Source organism: Phyllobacterium trifolii (genome assembly GCF_014192095.1).
Taxonomy (GTDB): Bacteria; Pseudomonadota; Alphaproteobacteria; order Rhizobiales; family Rhizobiaceae; genus Phyllobacterium; species Phyllobacterium trifolii.
Window position 1 is genome coordinate 206,449 of sequence record NZ_JACHXN010000011.1, and the last position, 21,651, is coordinate 228,099.

The window sequence follows — 21,651 nt, forward strand, 5'->3', positions numbered from 1 at the left end:
GACAAGGAAGATGAATGGCAGCCAAACGCAGCGGCGCGCAGAGCAAACGGTCTCAACGGATAGGCGGGTCACTCCAGTCCGCGCAGGAGCCGCACAGTGAACAGCCACTCTCTCTAGAACGTATCGTGGCAACCGCGGTAGAACTGCTAGACGGCCAAGGAGTAGACGGATTGAAGATGCGTCAGCTGGCTGATCGCCTCGGCTCGGGCGCGATGAGCCTATATTGGCACGTCGACAACAAAGAGGCGGTCTTTGATCTGGCGCTCGACTCGGTGCTCGAATATCGCGGACCGCCGCAAACAGTTGAGTCTCAAGACTGGCGCGGGGAAGTCGTTCATATGCTCGAAGACTGGCGTGCCAGCATGCTGCGCCATCCCTGGTCGGCATCGCTGTTGCCGCGCCGGAGGCTCGGCCCGAATATCCTCAGTCGCCTTGAACTGCTGAGCAATACCTTGACCAGAGGCGGTGTAGCGGACGCAGATCTAAATGTCGCGATATGGTCGCTTTGGAACTATGTCATGGGCGCTACCATCACCCGGGCGAACTTCAACCTCTCGGACGACGACATGGCCGCCGCGCAGCAGCGACTTACACGCCTCAGCGAACGTTACCCGACGATCGAACGCACTCGTCTGCTGTTGGATAATGATTGGGATGGCGCCTTCCGAAAAGGCCTAGACTCCCTGCTTGATGGCCTCTCTCCGAGATGAGGCGGAACGAAGTATGGGCTAAAGCGACTGTCGCGAAACTCCCGCACACCGGCCTTTAGTTTTGGCTAGCCTGCCCGTCCGCTACAAATCGCAGCGGCGGCGCGGGCCAGTGAAAGGCTGGTACGTGTTGTCGAAAGCCCGATAGGATTGGTATTGATCGCGGCAACGTTGAACCTGTGTTCGACCGGATGGGCCGATGGGGCGATGCACGCGAAAATCATAGCAGGCCGCCGATCCGGTGCAGTTGCGCAAAGCAGGATTGGATGGGGTACCGCTGCCCGGAATATAGGGTTTTCTCGGGATTGTATCGAGCCCGCGCGGTGCCGGGCGATAGCCCTGAATTTCCTGCGCGGATACGCTGACAAGTTGGGTTGTCAGCATAAAGCCGAGGGCTGCGAGTATAATCGTCAAGGCTTTCATCATCGTTCTGTCCTGATCCCGAATACATACATATAAGGACTGTCGCGTGGATCGCCACTGGTGGGAGCCGGTCAATGCGGCTAGGTTGTCGTTCCCGTCACATGGTTCAAACGCTTGAGTTTCCGCATGTCCGTTCGCATCGCCACTTTCAATGTCGAAAACCTCATGAATCGTTTCGATTTTTCGGGATTCAAGAACAATCTCAACAAGGACCGCACGTTGCAGCTGTTCCAGATAGAGGATGAGGAACAATACCGGCAGCTTGAACAGGGGCGGGCGATTGCCTACGCCGACGACACGCGGCAATTGACCGCGCTGGCGATCGCCGAAACCCATGCGGATATTCTCTGCCTGCAGGAGGTAGATAATATCGGCGCGTTGAACGCCTTCGAGTTTGGCTATCTGTTCAAGATGGTCGGCGAGGGCTACCGCCACAAATATATGGTCGAAGGCAATGACAGCCGTGGCATCGACGTGGCTGTGCTGATGCGCGATCAGACCCGTTACGGCGAGCCCATCGAATTTATCGGCATGACCAGTCACGCGCATCTCACCTACAACGATCTCGGTATTCACAATCCTGAACTTGCCTTACTTGGCATCGAGCCGCATGAGCGTATCTTCAAGCGTGATTGCCTGGAAATCGATGTGCGCATCGGCGGCAAGCCGCTGACGCTTTTCGTTAGTCATTTCAAGTCGATGGGCTCACCGCGCAATGGCATGGACGGGCGCGCATCCACCATGCCTGTACGGGTGGCGGAAGCGACAGCGGTCCGCCGGATCATCGAGGACAAGTTTGCGACAAGTGGCGGCGCGGCGAGCAAGCGCTGGGTGATCTGCGGCGACTTCAACGATTATCGCGAGAGAGTGGTTATCGGCGGGGATTCGCTCGTTGGGTATACTTTCGCGCCAACAAGCGAGCCACTCAGCAGTCTCGACATTTTGCTGAACGATGGATTTTGCGAGAATTTGGTGGAACGGCGGCCGGTGATGGATCGCTGGACGCTTTATCACACGCGCGGACCAGAAGAGCGGCATCTGTGCCAGCTCGACTATATTCTCGCCTCACCGGCACTCGTGCGCAGCAATGCCGCCGTGGTACCCGACATTATTCGCCGTGGTCAGCCTTACCGGACGATCTTTCCGCCCGATCAGAAGGTGGAGCTTTTTCCGCGCATTGGCTGGGACCGCCCGAAGGCCAGCGATCATTGCCCGGTTTCCGTAACTTTGAGTATGGTTTGAGTAATGCACGAAATTCCAGAGAAGACCGTCATCTCGCTTAATAACGCGGTGATCCGCATCGACAGTGCGCCACTCGAATATGGAATTTCAAATGAGACGGCAATTGCTGCCAACTGGACGAGATCCGTGGCAGCCAATCCTGCCATCTTCAATGGACCGTTCTTCATGGCTGAAGAGGCGGGAGTGGCGGACGATGCGTTTCAGGCGCGTTATCATCGCACGCGATTTGCGACGATGATGCACTGGAAGGCCGATGCAAGAAACGCGAAGCCTTGGCATATTTTCGCCGTCGGTGTGATCGTTTCAGGGGATAACAAGCTGATCGCCGGGCGTATGGCCGCTTCGACATCGGCAGCCGGCCGCATCTATTTTCCGGCGGGTTCGTTCGACGAAGAGGATGTGGCGGGCGACTTCATCGATATTGACGGCAACATGCACCGGGAAGTCGAAGAGGAAACCGGCGTCAAGCTTTCAGGGGCCGGAAGGCGTGACGATCAGCTATACCTTGTCACTGCCAGTCGCAGCATCGCTTTGTTCCGGCGTCACTATTTCGATGCCAGTGGAGAGGAGCTGCTGAAGCATATTCGCGGCCACGTTGCTGCTGAAGAGGATTCCGAGCTCGACGACATCACCGCGATTTCCGCTGCGGGGGAAATGGGCGAGGCGACGCCTTGGACGTTTCGCACATTTGCCGACTGGCACTTTCGCCAGGGCTGAAGTCCGTACTGAATGTCACCGTCACAAGGTTTGACTTGTACGGAGGCTACCTTACTCTATTTTTTCCGGACGCTAATAGGGAGAGAGCAAATGGCCGGTCGCCACTACGAGGTCTATGATGTCTTCACCGACGAGGTGCTGGCCGGGAATCCGCTGGCGATCGTGCACGATGCCGACGGCCTCGACGATATTGCCATGCAGCGGATCGCGCGCGAGTTCAATCTTTCCGAAACTGTTTTCGTCCTGCCTGCAAAGAACCCGGCGCATACGGCGTGGGCGCGTATTTTTACGCCCGATTATGAAATGCCGTTTGCAGGACACCCGACCGTCGGGACCGCAGTCGCCCTGGCTCAGAATCGATTTGGCGAAGTCAGGGGTACCCAAGATGCACTTATCATCCTGGAGGAACAGGTCGGACCTGTCCGCTGCGGCGTCAAACTAAGTGAAAACGGCGCGTTTGCCGAGTTTGATCTGCCGAAGCTGCCGCAGGAGGTTCCTTATAAATACGACAAGATCGCCATCGCCAATGCGTTGCGGCTCGAGCCAAAGGAAATCGGCTTCGAGAATCATGTTCCGAGCATCTGGGATGCGGGTGTACCTTTCATGCTGGTACCGGTGCACGGACTCGAGGCGGCAGGGCGCATCGTTATCAACCAGATCGCGATGAAGGACGTGGCGCCGACGATCGGCCATCGCCAACTGCCGGTCTATGCCTATTGCCGCGAAACGATGCTGCACGACAGCCATTTTCACTCACGCATGTTCGTGAGCGATGAGGGCACCTATGAAGATCCGGCGACGGGTTCTGCAACGGCGGCGTTTGCCGGTGCAATTCATGCCTTCGACGAACCGCTGGACGGCGTCCTGCGCCTGTCGATCGAACAGGGATATGAAATGGGAAGGCCATCGCGCCTGCAGCTCGAGCTGGATATCGTCGACCAGAAGCTGACCGGGGGGCGCATTGGAGGTTCGGCAATCAGGGTCGCGGAAGGCCGGCTGTTTGTATAGTCCTCAACCGGACGTTGTTCCGGTGCAAAGCCGTCATAAAGTTTTCAAGAAGGGCTGGACAGGCAAGATTTGCCCCGTTATAGAGCCCTCACTTGTCGCCGCCAAACGGCTGACGGGCACATAGCTCAGTTGGTAGAGCAGCTGACTCTTAATCAGCGGGTCGTAGGTTCGATCCCTACTGTGCCCACCATTTAAAATCAGCAACTTAGGGCGTTTTGCTCTAGTTGCTGATTTTCCCCTTGATAGCATATTGGTAGCGGATTTTGTGCCCCTTGTTCCCGGTTTGGTCGATGGTTCCCTAATTCACACGACGGTTCTTTGTGATATATCCCGATGGGTCCAATAACGCTAACTCAACAAATTCGTGTCTCAGGTGCTCAGGCAACTCATACAACTCATTTAAGAGTGTATGAAAAGGTTCGAACGTCGCGAAGTCCGCGATTTCCTGCAGCCCAAGCTTCACTTCAGTATTGAAATTGCTTTCCATTTAAGTCCCTATAGAAATGCAACCCGTAACACCAACGCCTGCTCCGATTGAGACGCAAATAGCGGCTTTATCATTCGCGCCGACGTCGATACCTGGTGCCAATGTAACGGATCGAGCATTGGCGCCTCCGGCTTCAAATGTCCTCGCGACAATTCGAAGACTGTCTGGCGGTATGTTGTACTTGGCTGCCAGTGCCGGCATCTCGTCTGTAGCGAACTCCCTCATCTTCTCCTCTTTGAAACCGGGCCTCCAGTTACGGCTTTCATCATTCATTTCAGTCATGAGGTCTCGTACCGCATCATCCGTTATCAGCGCGGTTAGAATTTCGGTCTGCGATTTTGCGGACGCTCGCTTTCACCGGAGCGGTTCATCGTTTGTCAGAACCACACGGACGAACAATGGGACGGTTGAGCAGCATCCGCTGTTCGTCGTGGAGAACTCATGTACGAGGCAAGGAACAGAGCTCCATTTCCGAAAGGACTTGGGCCAACCACACCAAGTCATGCCTTTTCCGACACGGGCAACACAGCGGTGGGGCGATTGATCGGCAACGCAGAGAGAAAATGCTTCCCGTCAAAAACTGGAGGCTCAAATGGTACCCTTTCAAAAATCGTTCGCTGCAGGAAAACCGTCGTCCCCTCTCGCTTTGACAAGTCCCTCGCGGAGGTGATCCACGTCGGATTGCTGAGCGTAATGCAATGTGGCGAGGAAGGATTCGACGGCGAATTCGGGGAGGAGCGTTCTGACCTCCTTCATGTGAGCCGTAGCAGCGATCTTATCGCCAAGCCAGCCGTAACATGCCGCGACGAATGCGTGCTGGACCTCATCCAGGACAGACAGGTGCATGAATGCTTCGATCGCTTCGCCATACTGATGCGCAGCGAAGTGTGCTTTTCCAAGATGACTCCAAAATCTTTCGGGGTGATGTGGATTCAGCCGCATTGCCTTGCGGATCCATTCGATTCCCTCTTCAGGTCGTCCCAACCACGTCAACAGTTCCCCTTGCTGAACCACCACAAGGTCGTAGTTGGGATTGAGGGAAAGGGCACGCTCCTGGTGATAACGGGCTGTGGTCAGCGCGTTATTGTTCACACTCACGGCGGCCAGAATGCGATGCACGTCGGCATCGTTGTCGTCCAATGCCAAAGCCCGATCCAGCGCAGCAACGATTTCGCTCCAGACGGCATCCCTGTCTTCGCACCAGCTGTGGACCCAGGCCTGGCCGAGAATACACGCCCGCCAAGCATGGGCATGCGCATAACCTGGGTCGAGAGCAACTGCCCGGTCTATCAGGGACTGCGCCTGCGTATTGTCGGCAACTGTGCCTCTGTGATGCAGGACCTTGGCGGCGAGCGCGCACTCGTATGCGGCCATGTTTGCAGGTTTCGTCCGCCCTAGCTGGTCGCGCTGGGCGGCTTCAACGCGCCCGGGTAAGGTTGCTGCTATCGCCGCCGTTATTTCATCCTGGATCGCAAATATGTCGTCCAGCCTACGGTCGTATTTATCTGCCCAGATATGAGCAGCATTGGCTGCGTCAATGAGCTGGACCGTTACGCGCACCCTATCGCCGATCTTCCGGACGCTTCCCTCCACCAAGTATTGAGCTCCGAGTTTCTCCGCGACTTCGCGCACATTTACGGCTCGGTTCTTGTAAACGAAACTGGAGTTGCGTGAGATGACGAACAGCTCGTGGCGGCGAGACAATTCCGTGAGGATGTCTTCGGTAAGACCGTCCGCGAAAAACTCTTGATCGGGGTCGCCGCTCATATTGTTGAAGGGCAGAACCACTATCGAGGGTTTGGAGATAGATCGCTTCGCATCGAAGTCCCCCGGCTGAGCGGGCAAGGCAGAATTCTCAAGTCCAATACGAAAAAGACGAACGGGGCGACTTATATTTTTAAGCGTCTTCTCACCCAGATCCTCGATGGAGACTTCGAGACGATCGGCGATTTGTGTTGCCACCGCGCCGGTGACGCAGATACCGCCCACATCGGCAAGTTGTTCAATCCGAGAAGCAATATTCACACCGTCGCCGAAAATGTCGCCGTCTTCGAAAATGATATCGCCAAGATTGATGCCGATCCTGAATTCGATCCGCCGATCCTGCGGCACGTCCGAATTTCGCCGCTGCATGCGCTGCTGGATTTCCACGGCGCACTTTACTGCATCAGTTACGCTCTGGAACTCCACGAGCATGCCGTCGCCCGTGGTCTTGATGATCCGGCCCTTGTTCTTTGCGATGGAGGGATCGATCAATTCTATCCGGTGCGTTTTGAGGCGGGCGATCGTGCCTACCTCGTCGGCCTCCATTAGCCGGCTATAGCCTGCCATATCGGCTGCTAGGATTGCGGCTAGTCTCTGTTCCATTGATTTGCCAACATAATGATAAAAAGTTGTGCCTTCTTCCGGACCGGGCCATCAGGTCGATTTTATAGCACCCACATGAAATCGCCTATCTATTTCAACGTTCTCTTCTGAAAGAAGCGCCATTTTCCGTGGAACGAAACCCCGGCGTTGGCGTACGGCGGGCAATCATTGAGGGTCCAGTCTTGGCGCAAAGCGGACATTGCGTTGGTTTCATGCTGCGGGTGTGAGCTGTCTGGGTTCGAATTCACCAGGCGTCATTCGCCCAGTAGGTCAATAAGGGTCACAACGCGACCGGTCTTCGTAACCTGATCCACAACCGCACCAAAAGTGGAAAATGGACTCGTGAACCTTGAAGAAATTTGGGTCGGCTGGATCGTTCCCTTCAACGAGGAAATGCGACATTGATGGCATCCCGGCGCCTCTTTCGACGAGCATTATTCCCGACGTAGCCTGATAAAACCTGCTCAGGTCGCCAGCCATATCTCGCAGCAAGCCTCTTGAATCCACCGCCACCCATAGAGTTCGCTACGCCGGTGGCGATCGCGAGGCTTCGGCTGTCTGCCCAGCGGCAATCCGGCAACCGCCAAGGTCGCTTCCGAGCGGCTCTGGTATTAATAGCCATGTCTATATGCCGAATAGATCGTCTCAATATGATCGGCGGAGGTCTTGATCGGTCGCCGCCCTGCTTTCTCCCATCAGACATGAACCTCGCCGTGCTCCTTCTTGTCAGAGTCGCCGGCGAGCAGGGCGGCGTAGGCGAGCCAGCAGTAGAATGCAATTACCCCGAGCAATATGGCCCAGCCCGGTAACGGCCCGAATGCGGCGTTTACGACGATCTCATGGAGTGATCGCGCAACATCCAGCGCCACCCCGTCATCCTGCAATTTAGGCGTCGAGATTTTCAATACCCAAGCCAGAAGCAGGACGAGGAACATCCATAAATAATTACGACGCAGCCGCCGCGACATCGCCGCTCGGATGGAGATCAGGAATTGCGGCTTGCGCAAATCTTGGCCGAGCAGGCGCGCCCAGTCGCTATCCAACTCCGGCAGGGGTTCAAAGACCTGAGCAAAATAGTGTTTCTCCAGTCGGCGTACTCGTCCACGGTAGACGTCGAAGAATCGATAGCGTCGCGCCTCGATGATCAGAAGAAGTTGCACCAGCACCATGGCGAACAAGAGCACTCCGTGATGCGACGTCGGCGATGACAACGACAGAGACAGCATTGCTGCAACGCCGGTAATGGCCCAGTTGGTTGTGCGGTCGATCCTGTCGCGCCACCCCGCCATGCGGCCCATCTCGGCGCGGTGATAATGCGCCAATATCGTGATGTACTCGGCTGATGTGGCTGGAAACGGCGGGACTGACCATCGAGCTGTGGCGTCGCTGACCGGCAGTTGTTCCTGAGCTTCGTTCATATCCGCCTCCCAGCACGACCCTCCACCGTATTTAATCTAGTTGATGTCGCCAACAATCGCTTCACGTTCTCGTTCGTTCCGGAGATTGAATTGCATTGTCATGGCAGTGCATTTCGATCGCTGAGCGACTTCCTCCTAAGCCAGTCCTGCACGCTGTGCGCCTTGCCGGATTGCTGCTATGGCGGGCGGATTGGTCACAGGGTAGCCAGCGACAAACTTCTCGGTAGTAAAGCCAGGATACTCCCGCGCGAGCTTATCACCGAGCGTTGCTGCTTCATCCATTTCGTCGAGCATGGCATGAGACATGGCAAGAAACATCAATGTCGACGGCATTTCCGGCGCACGACGAGCCGCCGCAATACATTCCTGATAACGCCCAGTTACAAAAGTCACCCGGCCAAGCATGCTGAAATACCAGGATGGCGCGAGTGCATTGATGTTGAGTGCTCGATGTATCAGCAGATAGCCTTCGTCGGGATTCCCCGCTGCGAGCGCACGGCTACCCGCAACGAGCGCCAGTAGGTCGCCGTCGTTTGGAGCAGCCGCAAGGGCGCGCGTATTTTCATTGATCGCGCCGTCAAAATCACCTTTGCAGGCGCGAAGGTCACCTACACATTGACGTGTGATATTGTCTGCAGGATCGAGGGTTAGGGCTTTCTCCGCACAGAAACGATAGCGTTCCAACGACACAGTCGGGTCATCATCATATGCATTGCCGCCCTGTACCGCATATGCGAACCCCAACGCTGACCAGGCAGTTGCAAGCGCCGGGTCCAGCGCGACAGCGTTGGACAGCAAACGGATCGCTTCGGCATTGGAGCCGGGGGAGTACATATTAAGTTGCTCGACACCCAGCAGATAATAGTCATAGGCCCCCAGACTGGCGGGGGGCTTGCGCCGAGCTGCGTCCCACCGGAGGTGCGCGAGCTTGCCGCAACAGCTGGCGAGGACATTGACAACGTTTTCGGTTACCGAATCCTGTATGGCAAACAGGTCGCCTATTGGTTTTTCATAGCGTGCTGCCCAGAGGTCAGCACCGCTTCGCGCATCAACGAGTTGTACTGAGATGCGCACTTGGTTTCGGGTCGCCTGCAGACTTCCTTCGAGCAGGTAGTCAGCGTTCAATTCTCGCCCGATGGACCGCAGGTCATCGCGTTGTCCCTTGAACGCCAGCATCGTTTGTCTGGCGACCACTGCAAGATCCGGATAGCGTGCGAGATCAACGATGATGTCAGCCGAAAGACCGTTCGCCAAGCGTACCCAGCGTTTGTCGCTCCCCAGATTCTCGAACGGCAAAACAGCGATGATCGGCGGTCCGGAATTCACATTGGAGATGCCATCTGTAAATGCCTGAACGTCCCGAGTGCCATGATCTTCGAGTTCTCCAACAACTCGATAAAGCCGGATGGGCTCGGAAATATTCTTGAGAGGTCGTTCGCCCAAATCTTCAAATTGAAGCGTCGCCATTCGTTTGACATGATCGAATACCGTCTGGGTAATGAGGACTGAACCCGGCTCGGCAAGACCTTCCACCCGGGCGGCAATATTGACTCCGTCACCAAGAAGATCTTTCCCATCGACTACCGCGTCCGCCAAGTGGATGCCAATGCGAAGCTGAATGCCTCCCTCCTTGCCCGAAGAGCCAAGAATACGCTGGATTTGAAATCCAGATTGAACCGCCATCACTGGACTTGAAAACTCGGACAGGAAGCCATCGCCGGCCCTGGAGAACACACGGTCACTGTACCGTCCGACCTGTTCGCCCAACATTCGCGTAAGCGCGGATAGTTGCCGGATCGTCTCGCTTTCTGACAGCTCCATCCGGGCAGAATAACCGACCACATCGGCCGCCATGATGGTAACGAGGCGTCGCTCCATGCAGCATCTCCCAACCTGAGATGGTATCACGTGGATGCTGGAGATGCTATGCTGACACGCAGCCTAAGCAGACTATGTGCCTTTGATGGTGCGCAGCGGACATTGCCTCGATATTATACCGCAGGGGTCAGCCGTCGCGCCTCGAACTCAACCGGAGTCATGCGTCCGAACAGCTCGATCAATGCGATAATTCTGCCCGCTGTCGTAGCTTCCTCGACGATCCGCCGAACGCGAGCCTGGCAGGCCATCGACCGTTCAAGAGCTCACGTCGATCCGACATGCGTGTCTAATAAGATAGGAACCTACGCGGACCGAGGGCTTGGCTTGAACGAAGGGCGAAAGCGCTTGAGGAGTGTCTTTCCCAATCTGATACCGTAGGTCTCGATTGTTCTGTGCAGCCCCCAGCTGATGATATAGACGGGTGGAGCTGTGAGTACGACCGCTATCAGCACGCGATATTTTTCCGTCATCCCGACATAAGCGGGAAGCTCAGAAAGAATGCCTATAATCGGAATCATCAAAAGCAGGTGAACGAGGTAGACGCTGTACGATGTATCACCAAGGAAACGAAATGGTCGCCAGTCAAGCCTACCAACGACGTCTTCGATCCACGGTTGGCCGAAACGTATGGCAATCCACTTGTGAAGCACAAGGAAGCCAAATCCAAGCGCCATAGCGCCCTGTGTGGCGGCATACGTCGCCGACTTCGACCCGAAGATTATACCCGGCACAAGCACCAACATCGCCAACGAGCCAAGGAGAGCGGATCGCCTATCTGCATAAGACGCCGCTGCAGCAAAGAGCATGCCTGTCACGAAGACATCGATTTTCAAAGCCAAATTTGCTGGCATTGGATAGGCGTCAAAATAGGCCGGTGCGATAGTCTGAAGGGCAAAAGCACCGGCAAGGCTCGCCAGTGCAGCCGTGGTTGCCCCAACCCTCCCCCAAAGAAGCATTATGATCGGAAAGGCCACATAGAACTGCATTTCCAGACCAATACTCCAGTCGGGCAAAGGGGTGCGAAAACTGTATTCGGGAAGCAGACCAAACAAAAATGATCCGTGAACAAGTGCGTTCACCGGTGACTGGTCAGTGTACCGAAGCATCGTGGTTGCCGTTGAAGGCCAAACTGTAGCAATCTGTTCACGCCAGCCGCCGACTGAGTTGCCGACGATGAACGAAACGAGCAGAAGAAGGTAGAACAGAGGAGCGATCCTGAAAAAGCGTCTCAACCAAAACATTCGCCACGTCATCGGCGCTCCCCAAGGCTCAACAACAGAGCGCTGGATATAATGGTGGGTCATCAGGAAACCAGACATCATCATAAAGAGATCGACCGCCAAACCGCCTTCGGAGATGATGGGCCAATGAACCGCGTTTAACACCGCCGCGTGCGAGGCAAGAACCCAAAACGCAGCCAAGCCCCGGACCGCATCAAGGTATGGTAAATGTTTGGCATTCAAGGATGCTGAGGTCGACATGGCTATCCTTGCTGCAGTGCGAAGGCGTAATTGATCGAATTTTGCAGTGCAGCATAGGGTGACACAAGCGTCAATAGCTGACGCTAGGTTTATTTCCCAATTGCTGCGTGGCCCTTTCTGTGGTCTGCAGCAGAACTCCAAGGATAACTTTCGGTAGGCGCACAGCGGCAATTGTAAATACTGTTGTTGGCCTTACGCGAAGGGATTCCCTTATTCATCAAGTAGATGCTGATTCCGGCTGGGAACGACACGCCTTACACAATGAAGTCGAAGCGACCGAATTTTCCGTCACCCGTGTCGCGGATATGGAGCAAGAGCCGCTCATCAAAGATCTGGTCGCGTTCGTTCAGGGGCTCGCCCGGAAAATACAGCTGGGTCGTCAAGACGCTCCCACCTGGCTTTTGGACTTTCACATGGTAGTGGCGCGTGCGTCCCGGATAGAGCGATGGAATGATGGTCGAAAACCACCAGCGGCCACTCTCATCGGTGAACTGATGACCACGCAACCTGTAGCCGACGCGGTCATACGAGCCATGTTCATCGGCGTGCCAAAGCTCGACAAGTGCCCTGTTGATGGATTTGCAGTCCGTCGCGAGTACGAAACCGGCTATGGTGATCCTGATCCCGTGAGGTGCGTCGGCGGCAAAATCCTGTTTGAGTGGCGAGCTAGGCTTGTAATACGGTCCTTCAGTCTGCGCGATAGTCAGCTCATCCACATCCTGGCATGCCGGCGTCAACTCGAGAGCAGATTGTGTGCTGACGGCATTCGCTTCGAAAATACCTGCCGCTTTGGTCGACGGTACCGCCAGAAATGCAGCGAGGACTGATCGACGTGTTGGTTTCATCGTCTTGAGACCCCCTTAGTAGAATGCGTTGCCATCATCATTATTGGTTGCACCCACTCGAACCCTCCCAGATTGGCGATTATCCTGGAGCGGTCGCTGCCTTTGGCCACGCTGTCCTGGAAGCCGCCACCATAGCACGAGGACAGGGGATCGTTCACGTCGCCGAACCTAACGACGAGTGAGCATCAAAACGAGATCTGGAATGTCCGGAACTTGGCGAAGTGAACGTGCGGACACCGGTTGCCGCTCGTCTGGTCGACAGGCCGTGGCGCAATTTTTCGGGCGCTATTTCTGTTTCGGGGATGTGCTGACGCGATGCCGCGCTGACGTTTTGATAACTGCGGTTGCGCTGGGTGTTTTCCCCTGTTGACCGAAGCTAAGGAAATTGTGGTCACCATAGCCGCCGTTGTCATGAATATCGAGGTGGTCTGGCGCGCGATCGGTAAACGGAATGCCGCCAGATGGATCATACTCGTAAAAGTATCCCTCCGCGTATGCGGTCAACGGCAGGCTTGACAGCCCTATCACAGTGATAAAAACCAATGGTTTGATAGACATCTCGCATCTCCTGGACAAAGTTCTTGTGCAGCGCTTGGCGAAGTATTCCGGTAGTGGCAGCGCATTTCATCCAGACCTCGACCCAGCGTGAAGGCTCATAACCTCATCGGGAAATCACTCTGCACCAAAGATCGGGCACGATCGTGCGCCTTACCGCAAATGGGCACGCAAAGCACTGTGTGCAATTCAGTTTGTTGTGACTATGGTGTGAAGCGTACGGCCCGGTGGATCGCGCTGGCCAATGACATCGTCTAATTGCCTTCAATGCCGGATTGATCCAGTGGTTTAGTTCTTCCGGGTTGGCCCTGAGGGGTCATCCCACGTTAAAAGGACAGTGCCGCAAATAGCGCGAACATAAAGCGTGATGTTCTAATTGAGATGCAACCGGAAGGTGATCCTATTCCGGCTAGCTGAGTCCTCGACCTCCTTTCTCATTTAGAGCCCGAGCGAATCATGTCGATTTTAGATGCGATCTACCGCCCGTTCGAAACGCTGATTCAGCCGCTCGACATCCCGTACCGGCCGCTACCTTGTAAGGGACCCGTGGCTGTCCTCCTGCACTTCATTTCAATGTTCCGCGGCGTTTTGATCGCCTTGGCGCTTTCCTCCATGGCGATCGAGGCCATCAATCTGACGATTGTCTGGGGGCTTTCGGTCATCGTCGATGGTGTGACACAACAGGGCGCTTCCGCCTTTCTCCGGAACGAATGGCCGCTCCTGACTTTTCTCGGGCTCCTGATCTTTCCGGCCATGCCGGTCGCCTCGTTCCTTCTAAACACTCTCAACTCGCATACGCTCGGCGTGGGGATGCCGGCCGCCATCCAGTGGCAGGGTCACAAGGCAGTCGAGCGGCAGGATCTCGCCTTTTTCCATGACCTCTTTGCCGGTCAGGTCGCCTCGCGCCTCTCGCAGGTAGCTTCCGCCGTGCAGCAGCAGATTATTGCTGCCTTCCAATCTATTCCGCGTTTCGTGCTGCAAATGGTCGGCTCCGTGATCCTGCTCACCAGCCTTTCTTGGCAACTCGCCCTACCGGTCGTCATCTGGATCGGGCTCAACGTGGCGCTCGCCATCCGGATGGCTCCGATCTTCGTCGAACGCTCACGCAACACTGCCAAGCAGCGTAGCCTGGTGGCCGGCGCTATCACCGACCTTTACACCAACATGCAGATGATCAAGCAGTTCGCCGCCGAAGACAGCGAGGCAGGTGCCATACGGCGCATTATTCAGAAGTCCGTTCAGACACAGCACCGGGAACAACGTATCTACCGCACATCGGAACTGACTGTCGTGGTGCTCAACATGGCGCTCTGGCTGGCTATGCTTTCGATTGGTTTTTCGGGCCTCGTCAACAGCTTTCTGACGGTCGGCGAGTTCGTTGGAGCCGTCTACATCCTCACCCGGCTGTCCGGGCACACCTTCACCTTCCTGCAGATGGGCCAGCAGATCTTCCAGGCGATAGGGACAATCAAGGACGCCATGCCAGTGATGACGACGCCGCCTACCATCACCGACCGGCCGGACGCGGCCGAATTGACAGTCAGCCGTGGAGAGATCCGGTTTGAATCTGTCCGGTTCGCATACAAGTCCGGCAAGCCGGTGATCGATGAGCTGTCGCTGGCGGTCCGAGCAGGCGAGAAGGTGGGTCTGGTCGGCCTCTCTGGGGCTGGCAAAACAACACTGGTAAGCCTGCTGCTGCGCTTCTACGATATACGGGACGGCGCTATCCTGATCGACGGGCAGGACATCCGCACGGTCACGCAGGCAAGTCTTCGCCGCAACATCGGGGTAATCGCACAGGACGTTGCACTGCTGCACCGCTCGGTCGGTGACAATATCCGCTACGGCCGGCCGGATGCGACACAGGACGAAATCGAATGGGCGGCGAAGACGGCAAGGGCAGATGCGTTTATCAATGATCTTACGGACGTTGAAGGCCGCAAGGGCTTTAATGCCTTCGTTGGAGATCGCGGGATAAAGCTCTCCGGCGGCCAGCGCCAGCGTATTGCCATTGCGCGCGTCCTGTTAAAGGACGCGCCAATCCTGGTGCTGGACGAGGCGACCTCCGCCCTCGACAGCGAATCTGAGGCTGCAATCCAAGAAAAGCTAAACCTCGTGATGGAGGGAAAGACGGTGATTGCCATCGCACACCGCCTTTCAACTATTGCCATGATGGACCGGATAGTCGTGCTCGATCAGGGCCGCATCGTGGAGGAGGGCGGCCCGAACGAACTGCTCGAAAAGGGCGGTTTGTTTTACCGCCTTTGGAAACGCCAGACAGGCGGCTTTATTCCTGAGAAGATCAGTTAGCTATCCCTTCTTCACGCAATTTCCCGATTATTGCGAAACCTCTTATCCTGATTTTGCAGCCGCATAATAGAGACTTTCGCAACCGCAGCGATGTCCGCTTCTGGCCCAAAGCGCACGTTCGGACCGGGTTGGGATTGGCCCTATTTCGATAAAACTGAGGTTTTTTAGGATCATCTGGCCAGTTTCGGTCAACGGGAAATCGCCAAACGCACCTGCGTCTTGGCTCGCGGCAGGATTACCGACGCCGTATCCTGCTAAGACGGCGCGATGATCGTCGCCTTGGCGGTCAAATCGCCTCCGCGCCACACATACAACGCCATCAAAGGTGTGGAACTGGTGCGCATGGCATGAGGCATCCATGAGGGATGGTAGATGACGGTCCCGGCGGGCTTGCTTGTAAACGGTTCATTGCCGCGCATCCAAGCTGCAGTGCCACCAAGGCACACGTATACTTCTTCTGCCTCATGGGCATGGGCCGGATAAAGCAGCTCCGGGCCGAGTAGAAGAATACCACACGCAATCGTGGTACTTGCGATGGGTCCTCGTTGCCCAATCAACTCCGTCCAACCGTAACGGGTGAGAAATTCGGGACCCAAATCCTCAGCTTTGTAGGTTTGCCGCCATTCCAATTTTGGGGCCGCACGGCTGATCTGATTCAGCAAGGGTGCCAGAATAGGCGAAGACCCGTCGGTGAGTTCATCGAGCCAGGCGAGTACTGGCAACTGCTGAGCGGTAACGCGACGCGTTGCCTTCAGAAGGGGCCAATCATTCAGGAACCGTTCTGGTACTGCCATCGCCATAAGCACGTCCAGAGCCAGCCGCGCCAGCCGCTCGGAACCTGCTGCCGCTGCACCATTTAGCTCAGCCATACCCTTTACCTCCCTAACCACCCTCGCTCGCGCGTTACCTTTAAATGTTCGGTCGAATTAAGCCGAGAGCCGCATAGCAGTGATTATGATGACGTGCTCTCCTGCTCGCGTGCGCGATACAAGGCTTCAATCGCCGTTTGTATCTCCACCACGTTCTTCAAGGGACCGGGGTTTGCCCCGTTTTGGGCAATCTGCAGAATTTCCTGCCGGCGGGACGAAATGAGTTCCTTTATCGCCGCATCGATTTCGTGAACGTGTTGTGCTGCCATGATCGGCCTCCGGGACTTATCAGTGTGTTATGCCGCTCAATGGTATCGAAAATCAAACCAACTGCGGTGCGCGTATTGGGAGATACACTGCGGGACTGACGAATGCCACCAGAGCGGCATCCTCAAATCGCTGCGGACGAGCCGAAGTGCATCCTCCCTGGTGATGCCGGCATCGATGAGCAGTCGATCGCTTGGCTTGCTCAAGATTTCCAGCAACAACCGCCGTTCATGTCTGGCGGCCCGCCACACTCTGAAGAATTGTATCACGCGATGTCGGACGTTGTGCATTTGGCGCTCCTGGATCAAGACACAGGATTCGCCACAGCTTGACATTTAACAAACGAATAGAAATCATGGCAGCCATCTGAAATTTTTATCGAAAGCATCATTGTGAATCCGCCATTGGACAGTGAACTGCTGCGTACGTTTGTGGCCGTGGCTGCGGCCGGGAATGTCACCCGCGCTGCAGAACAAGTCGGCAGAACACAATCCGCGGTCAGCATTCAGATCAAGAAGCTAGAAGAGACCTTGGGTGAGAGCCTTTTCGAGCGAGGTTCACGCGGCGTGGCATTGACTCCACAAGGAAAGCTCCTGCTCGTCAGCGCGAACAGGATCATCGGGTTGCTGGACGAGGCGGCCACCGCGATACGGGCGAAACCGCTCGGCGGTCCTGTCCGGATCGGTATTCCGGAAGAGTATGGCTACACTGTACTGCCGCGCGCGTTGGCAGCCTTCGCGAGCCAGCATCCGCATGTCGAAGTGACTGTGAAATGTGGATATTCGGCCGCACAGTTGGCGGCCATCGACGCAGACGAACTCGACCTTGCAGTGATTTTCGATCAGGAGCAGCCGACGACCGGGGAGGTGCTTTTTATTGATCCGACGGTTTGGGTGACGTCGGAAGTCCACTGCGTTCATGAAAATGACGTCGTCCCGGTTGCGATCTATGAGCGCTCCAACTGGTGCAAGAAATTTGCTGTCGGATCCTTGGACAAAGCTAAAATCAACTATCGCGTGGCCTATAGTTGCGACACGAGCGGCGGACTCAAGATTGCAGCCGTATCGGGTCTGGCGATCGCACCACTTGCCAGCAGCAATATCCCGGCAGGTTGCCGCGCCCTGACGGAAGCAGACGGCTTCCCCCAGATTGATTGCTCGAATGTGGTTCTCAGACGCAATCCTCGCATAAAAAGCGCCGCTATTGATGGTATGGCCACGATGATCAGGGACGCGTTTCGACCCATCAGCGTAGGGCTGTCGTGACTTCGAAAGGGACCAAGTCTGATCGTCCAGGTTTTCGCTTTTAAAGTTCATACTGGCGATGCATGACCGATACCTGCGGGCTGGACGCCGTGGCACTGGCCGAGTCAATCTGAACCCATGCGCAGGAAAACTTCCCTGAACCCAACAAGGCGGGATCATGGTCCCGCCTTTCTTGTCGTGCCTCGGCAAGCAAACAAAACGAAAAGACGTTTGGGGCCATTGATAGTCTGCAACAAAACGGCGACTGCAGAGTTTGGAAGCTATGGAAATCAAATGGCACAAAACATCTTTTCGACCGGACGTGCAATTGCAGGACTTTACTGCAACAAACCGCAGCGGCATCGATATCGGCCGCGTTTATCGCATTGAGAACGGTCCAGACCTTGGCCTTTGGTTCTGGACTTTTCTCCTCGGTCATTCGCAATTTCGCATGAGCGATGTCAGTGGTGTGCAACGCTCAAGGCATCACGCCACTCAGCAAGTCGCACGGGCCTATCAGCGTTACCTTGAGACCGCTGGGAGTGACGGCGGTGGATTGAGCCGGATACCCTTAATCACCACCGCGAACAGCATCGGAAAACCGCCATGCCCATAATGCCGCCACAGGATGACCGGGACGACTTGGATTGCCAGGAAGCATTGGAAGTGGAATTCCAGGCGCATGCGGGAGTGGCATTATTGCAGCTGTTGGACGATGCCAAGTCGATGGGTTGGCCCGATGCAGAAGCGCGCAAAGCCATCATGCGGTTGATCGAGGTGCATTTGAATGCGGGACGTCAAGCCGTGGAGGATGTCTAAGACACCCGAGAAGCTCATCTATCCTCGTTCAGCTTTGACAAGTGTTGCGGACTGGAGTGGTTCTGCGAAGAGTATAAACGGACGCGGGTAGAGGATATTCGAACCCATATTCTTCCAAAGACGAGACAGGGATGAGCAAGCTCACAAGAGCCGCCAAAAACAAAAACCGGATGCAGCAGCGCGGGCGCGGCCGTCATGCTCGCACACCGTCAGAGATACCTGTGCGCGGCTGGAAGGATATACTGTTCCGAATTTACCATTCCCTGCAAAAAGACCGAATTTTGCTGATCGCGGCCGGATCGACCTTCTATCTGCTTTTGGCGCTGTTCCCGGCCCTAACCGCATTCGTGTCCGTCTATGGCTTTCTGGCTGATCGCAATGCGGTGGCGGAGAATGTTTCACTCCTTGTGGGCCTCTTGCCGATCGATTCTATCAATCTTATCCGCGGACAATTGGAAGCGCTTGCTGCGCAGGAAAACAAGGTGTTGAGCCTCGGATTTCTTGTTGGTCTATCGGTCGCACTCTGGAGTGCGAATAATGGTTTTAAAGCGATTTTCGAGGCATTGAATGTCGCTTACAGCGAAGACGAAAGCCGGAGCTTTGTCAGGTTAAACGTCATCTCATTTGTTTTCACATTTGCATCGATTTTTTTTGGAATGATTTTCATTGTTTCCTTGGGTGTCGTGCCAACTTTACTGAATGTGTTGGGAGTTGACGGATGGGCTGCCTTGCTATTTCGCTTGGTGCGCTGGCCGCTCATTGCTGTCATCGTGGGAACAGCTATTTCAGTCATATACCGTTTCGGACCTGATCGCGAACACGCTCAGTGGCGTTGGCTTTCTTGGGGGGCAATATTGTCAACTTTCGTCTGGATGGTCACCTCAGCAGGCTTTACGTTCTACCTTTCCAACTTCGCCGACTACAATGCCACCTATGGCGCGCTCGGGGCCGTCGCTGGGTTGATGATCTGGATATGGATATCGGTCATTATCCTCATTCTCGGCGCGGAACTGAACGCTGAGCTCGAGCATCAGACCGCTACTGACACGACCACGGGTGACCCAGTGGAGATGGGAAAGCGCGGGGCGGTGGTCGCGGACACGCTCGGTAAATCCGCAAAATAACTGTGCCGCACAGGAAACGCCAACGGGACACGGGCCGCGATAACGCCATTCCATTTCATGGTAAGCGGGCCCCGCACTTAGTGATGTGGACGGCCTTTAGTGGATTTAACTACTTAAAAGCTGAAGCTTGGCTGATCTTTGTCGGCCGCCAATAGCATTTGCGGTCGATGTCGTTGGCTACTCCACGCTGATGGAGCAGGATGGGGACTTTCGAGCGTCTGCGATTTGAAAGAACAGCATACTTCGAACCTGAAACTGACGGCTCGCTGAATTTCATCACGGGATTTCGATTTTACACCCACCCACCTGCGCGATAGTTTGGATCCGGATTCAAAACGCGTACCAGGGAGGAGCGCTATGAAACTCAAGTTTGCATTCGTTGTGGCGACTTTAGCGTTTTCGGTCGTAGAGTTGCACGCGCAAGACCCCGTCATGAGCTTCTTTGTCACCAGCGTGAATCCTGGGAAGGGCGGCGATCTCGGTGGCCTCGCTGGTGCAGATGCCTATTGTACTACGCTCGCGGCATCCAGTGGATCGACGGGTAAGACGTGGAAGGCTTATCTTTCCACGGATACGGAGCATGCGAAAGATCGCATCGGCGCGGGTCCATGGCACAACGCCAAAGGCGAAAAAATCGCCGACGATGTCGCCTCTCTGCACAGCGACAAGAACAACCTGACAAAGCAGACGGCTCTCACGGAAAATGGCGAAGTCGTCAATGGTCGCGGTGACAAGCCGAACCGCCACGACATCCTGACCGGGTCGAATGCCGATGGCACCGCTGCCCCGGAAACGTGCGGCAACTGGACGATGGGCGGTTCGGAGGGTGCAGCGATGGTCGGCCATAGCGACCGCACGGGTTTGGATGACTCAGCCGAGGCGAAGTCCTGGAATACTTCACACCTTACCCGAGGCGGCTGCACACGGGAGGCTTTCAAAGGCACCGGAGGCGACGGACTCTTTTATTGTTTCGCAGCCGATTGACAACCAGGTGGCGCTATCACGCCAAGTGCGAGAAGGATGATCAAGCAGGAGATGCCTCCAGTCGGCGCTAATCATGCGCTGCGTTTATGAAACCGCACCCGCATCGAATTCTGGAAATGTGAGACCCGGCACCATAGAACTGAAGAGATCGTTGACGCCGAGTCTCCGCTGGTCAGAAGGACTAACCAGCATATCAGTAACCAACCAACCAGATGAACGTTCCATTGGTCGGTGAGCCCCGACGCGGGGTTCAATGGGTGGTGACATGCCCGGCCCCGTGCCGGAGGTTCGTGAGCTCCGACCAAGATCAAACCAGCTCCGTAGACGGATCGTTCCGGTATAAACTCTTTTGAATTAGGTGAGGCACCAACGCCTTCCTTGGGCTCGGAATGACCGGTGTCAGTGCCTCTGCCGTTCCTCGCGGAACGACGTAGCTACAACATCGATTTCAGCAATTGTGTTCCAAGAACGGGCGCATTCGCGGGTCGATTTGACCGCTCTACTACGAAGGCGGAATATGACTACATCACCTGGAGGTGGTTGGGAGGTTGACCTCGCCGGTGTCAATTTCGCCAATGAGAGCGATCGCACCTGGGGCGGGGCGAATGCTCTGTAGTCTTCCATGCGGTCATTGCAGCACAATGGCTTTTAGGATTCCACCCCATCGAACTTCTTATGGTTTATGCTCGGTGCGCGGCGTCACGGTGTCGCCGTCCCGGGAACAACAATCTTTTCCTCGCGCGGCGAATTTGTCTCAGAGAACGCCCTAGACGCCTCCTGCTTCGTCCTCAAGTAGTAGTGCAGGCTGTCGCCATTCTTTGCCATATTTTTCAGCGCCAGAACTCGTCGAGATAGTCGATGACCTCACCGTCAGATCCTGCGACCTGGCTAAGCATCATCTGGTCG

At 55.7% G+C, this 21,651-nt stretch carries 19 protein-coding genes and 1 tRNA gene; 11 read left to right on the forward strand and 9 right to left on the reverse strand.

Annotation, left to right across the window (positions count from 1 at the left end; genetic code table 11):
- Positions 1–14: 14 nt before the first annotated feature.
- Complete coding sequence (locus tag FHS21_RS17910; RefSeq protein WP_112529991.1) at positions 15–710, forward strand: TetR/AcrR family transcriptional regulator; 696 nt, start codon at positions 15–17, stop codon at positions 708–710.
- Positions 711–791: 81 nt separating this feature from the next.
- Here the strand turns inward: FHS21_RS17910 and FHS21_RS17915 are convergent, their stop codons facing one another.
- Positions 792–1,133 carry a BA14K family protein gene (locus FHS21_RS17915; protein ID WP_112529989.1) on the reverse strand — a complete coding sequence of 114 codons (342 nt, stop codon included), beginning with the start codon at positions 1,131–1,133 and terminating at the stop codon, positions 792–794.
- Positions 1,134–1,256: 123 nt separating this feature from the next.
- Here FHS21_RS17915 and FHS21_RS17920 point away from each other — a divergent pair, with 123 nt between their 5' ends.
- From FHS21_RS17920 to FHS21_RS17935, 4 genes are all read left to right on the forward strand, one after another.
- The gene (locus FHS21_RS17920; RefSeq protein ID WP_112529987.1) at positions 1,257–2,372 is read left to right on the forward strand and encodes an endonuclease/exonuclease/phosphatase family protein; all 1,116 of its coding nucleotides are present in this window, start codon (positions 1,257–1,259) and stop codon (positions 2,370–2,372) included.
- Positions 2,373–2,375: 3 nt separating this feature from the next.
- Positions 2,376–3,089, forward strand: coding sequence for an NUDIX hydrolase (locus tag FHS21_RS17925; protein WP_112529985.1), 714 nt, complete (start codon positions 2,376–2,378; stop codon positions 3,087–3,089).
- Positions 3,090–3,164: 75 nt separating this feature from the next.
- Positions 3,165–4,097 (forward strand): PhzF family protein, encoded by a 933-nt coding sequence (locus tag FHS21_RS17930; RefSeq protein ID WP_183663526.1) that lies wholly within the window; start codon positions 3,165–3,167, stop codon positions 4,095–4,097.
- Between the two features lie 114 nt (positions 4,098–4,211).
- Positions 4,212–4,287: transfer RNA gene (locus FHS21_RS17935), tRNA-Lys, on the forward strand.
- A gap of 900 nt (positions 4,288–5,187) precedes the next feature.
- On the opposite strand, the gene FHS21_RS17940 is transcribed toward FHS21_RS17935, so the two are convergent.
- From FHS21_RS17940 to FHS21_RS17965, 6 genes are all read right to left on the reverse strand, one after another.
- Positions 5,188–6,951, reverse strand: coding sequence for an adenylate/guanylate cyclase domain-containing protein (locus FHS21_RS17940; RefSeq protein ID WP_112529977.1), 1,764 nt, complete (start codon positions 6,949–6,951; stop codon positions 5,188–5,190).
- A gap of 695 nt (positions 6,952–7,646) precedes the next feature.
- A complete protein-coding gene (locus FHS21_RS17945) occupies positions 7,647–8,369 on the reverse strand; it encodes a DUF2270 domain-containing protein (RefSeq protein ID WP_183663488.1) in 723 nt (240 codons plus the stop codon).
- A gap of 135 nt (positions 8,370–8,504) precedes the next feature.
- Entirely contained in the window at positions 8,505–10,247 is a 1,743-nt protein-coding gene (locus tag FHS21_RS17950) for an adenylate/guanylate cyclase domain-containing protein (protein WP_183663490.1), read from the reverse strand.
- Between the two features lie 302 nt (positions 10,248–10,549).
- Positions 10,550–11,728, reverse strand: a complete 1,179-nt coding sequence (locus FHS21_RS17955; protein ID WP_183663492.1) for an acyltransferase family protein — start codon at positions 11,726–11,728, stop codon at positions 10,550–10,552.
- 254 nt (positions 11,729–11,982) lie between these two features.
- Positions 11,983–12,573: a dioxygenase family protein gene (locus FHS21_RS17960; RefSeq protein WP_183663494.1), complete on the reverse strand. Its 591-nt coding sequence runs from the start codon at positions 12,571–12,573 to the stop codon at positions 11,983–11,985.
- Between the two features lie 285 nt (positions 12,574–12,858).
- Positions 12,859–13,131 (reverse strand): hypothetical protein, encoded by a 273-nt coding sequence (locus tag FHS21_RS17965; RefSeq protein WP_112529966.1) that lies wholly within the window; start codon positions 13,129–13,131, stop codon positions 12,859–12,861.
- A 453-nt stretch (positions 13,132–13,584) separates the two neighbouring features.
- Between FHS21_RS17965 and FHS21_RS17970 the strand changes: the two genes are divergently transcribed.
- The gene (locus tag FHS21_RS17970) at positions 13,585–15,438 is read left to right on the forward strand and encodes an ABC transporter ATP-binding protein (RefSeq protein ID WP_183663496.1); all 1,854 of its coding nucleotides are present in this window, start codon (positions 13,585–13,587) and stop codon (positions 15,436–15,438) included.
- 254 nt (positions 15,439–15,692) lie between these two features.
- Here the strand turns inward: FHS21_RS17970 and FHS21_RS17975 are convergent, their stop codons facing one another.
- Together FHS21_RS17975 and FHS21_RS17980 are read right to left on the reverse strand one after the other, a co-directional pair.
- Positions 15,693–16,307, reverse strand: coding sequence for a dimethylsulfonioproprionate lyase family protein (locus FHS21_RS17975; RefSeq protein ID WP_183663498.1), 615 nt, complete (start codon positions 16,305–16,307; stop codon positions 15,693–15,695).
- A gap of 83 nt (positions 16,308–16,390) precedes the next feature.
- Positions 16,391–16,576 carry a hypothetical protein gene (locus FHS21_RS17980; RefSeq protein WP_183663500.1) on the reverse strand — a complete coding sequence of 62 codons (186 nt, stop codon included), beginning with the start codon at positions 16,574–16,576 and terminating at the stop codon, positions 16,391–16,393.
- Positions 16,577–16,966: 390 nt separating this feature from the next.
- On the opposite strand from FHS21_RS17980, the gene FHS21_RS17985 reads away from it, so the two are divergent.
- The 5 genes from FHS21_RS17985 to FHS21_RS18005 all read left to right on the forward strand — a co-directional run bounded on the left by FHS21_RS17985 (position 16,967) and on the right by FHS21_RS18005 (position 20,745).
- Positions 16,967–17,839, forward strand: coding sequence for a LysR family transcriptional regulator (locus FHS21_RS17985; RefSeq protein ID WP_183663502.1), 873 nt, complete (start codon positions 16,967–16,969; stop codon positions 17,837–17,839).
- A gap of 262 nt (positions 17,840–18,101) precedes the next feature.
- Positions 18,102–18,434, forward strand: a complete 333-nt coding sequence (locus FHS21_RS17990; RefSeq protein ID WP_183663504.1) for a hypothetical protein — start codon at positions 18,102–18,104, stop codon at positions 18,432–18,434.
- Entirely contained in the window at positions 18,425–18,637 is a 213-nt protein-coding gene (locus tag FHS21_RS17995) for a hypothetical protein (protein ID WP_158482361.1), read from the forward strand. Before FHS21_RS17990 ends, FHS21_RS17995 begins: the two co-directional genes overlap by 10 nt.
- A gap of 131 nt (positions 18,638–18,768) precedes the next feature.
- Positions 18,769–19,761: a YihY/virulence factor BrkB family protein gene (locus FHS21_RS18000; RefSeq protein WP_112532608.1), complete on the forward strand. Its 993-nt coding sequence runs from the start codon at positions 18,769–18,771 to the stop codon at positions 19,759–19,761.
- A gap of 357 nt (positions 19,762–20,118) precedes the next feature.
- Entirely contained in the window at positions 20,119–20,745 is a 627-nt protein-coding gene (locus FHS21_RS18005) for a DUF1554 domain-containing protein (RefSeq protein ID WP_183663505.1), read from the forward strand.
- Positions 20,746–21,651 lie beyond the last annotated feature (906 nt).

Bases quoted from the DNA above. Each gene is read 5' to 3' on its own strand.
- FHS21_RS17910 (WP_112529991.1), top strand. From the start codon at position 15: ATGGCAGCCAAACGCAGCGGCGCGCAGAGCAAACGGTCTCAACGGATA.
- FHS21_RS17915 (WP_112529989.1), bottom strand. From the start codon at position 1,133: ATGATGAAAGCCTTGACGATTATACTCGCAGCCCTCGGCTTTATGCTG.
- FHS21_RS17920 (WP_112529987.1), top strand. From the start codon at position 1,257: ATGTCCGTTCGCATCGCCACTTTCAATGTCGAAAACCTCATGAATCGT.
- FHS21_RS17925 (WP_112529985.1), top strand. From the start codon at position 2,376: ATGCACGAAATTCCAGAGAAGACCGTCATCTCGCTTAATAACGCGGTG.
- FHS21_RS17940 (WP_112529977.1), bottom strand. From the start codon at position 6,951: ATGGAACAGAGACTAGCCGCAATCCTAGCAGCCGATATGGCAGGCTAT.
- FHS21_RS17945 (WP_183663488.1), bottom strand. From the start codon at position 8,369: ATGAACGAAGCTCAGGAACAACTGCCGGTCAGCGACGCCACAGCTCGA.
- FHS21_RS17950 (WP_183663490.1), bottom strand. From the start codon at position 10,247: ATGGAGCGACGCCTCGTTACCATCATGGCGGCCGATGTGGTCGGTTAT.
- FHS21_RS17955 (WP_183663492.1), bottom strand. From the start codon at position 11,728: ATGTCGACCTCAGCATCCTTGAATGCCAAACATTTACCATACCTTGAT.
- FHS21_RS17960 (WP_183663494.1), bottom strand. From the start codon at position 12,573: ATGAAACCAACACGTCGATCAGTCCTCGCTGCATTTCTGGCGGTACCG.
- FHS21_RS17965 (WP_112529966.1), bottom strand. From the start codon at position 13,131: ATGTCTATCAAACCATTGGTTTTTATCACTGTGATAGGGCTGTCAAGC.
- FHS21_RS17970 (WP_183663496.1), top strand. From the start codon at position 13,585: ATGTCGATTTTAGATGCGATCTACCGCCCGTTCGAAACGCTGATTCAG.
- FHS21_RS17975 (WP_183663498.1), bottom strand. From the start codon at position 16,307: ATGGCTGAGCTAAATGGTGCAGCGGCAGCAGGTTCCGAGCGGCTGGCG.
- FHS21_RS17980 (WP_183663500.1), bottom strand. From the start codon at position 16,576: ATGGCAGCACAACACGTTCACGAAATCGATGCGGCGATAAAGGAACTC.
- FHS21_RS17990 (WP_183663504.1), top strand. From the start codon at position 18,102: ATGGAAATCAAATGGCACAAAACATCTTTTCGACCGGACGTGCAATTG.
- FHS21_RS17995 (WP_158482361.1), top strand. From the start codon at position 18,425: ATGCCCATAATGCCGCCACAGGATGACCGGGACGACTTGGATTGCCAG.
- FHS21_RS18000 (WP_112532608.1), top strand. From the start codon at position 18,769: ATGAGCAAGCTCACAAGAGCCGCCAAAAACAAAAACCGGATGCAGCAG.
- FHS21_RS18005 (WP_183663505.1), top strand. From the start codon at position 20,119: ATGAAACTCAAGTTTGCATTCGTTGTGGCGACTTTAGCGTTTTCGGTC.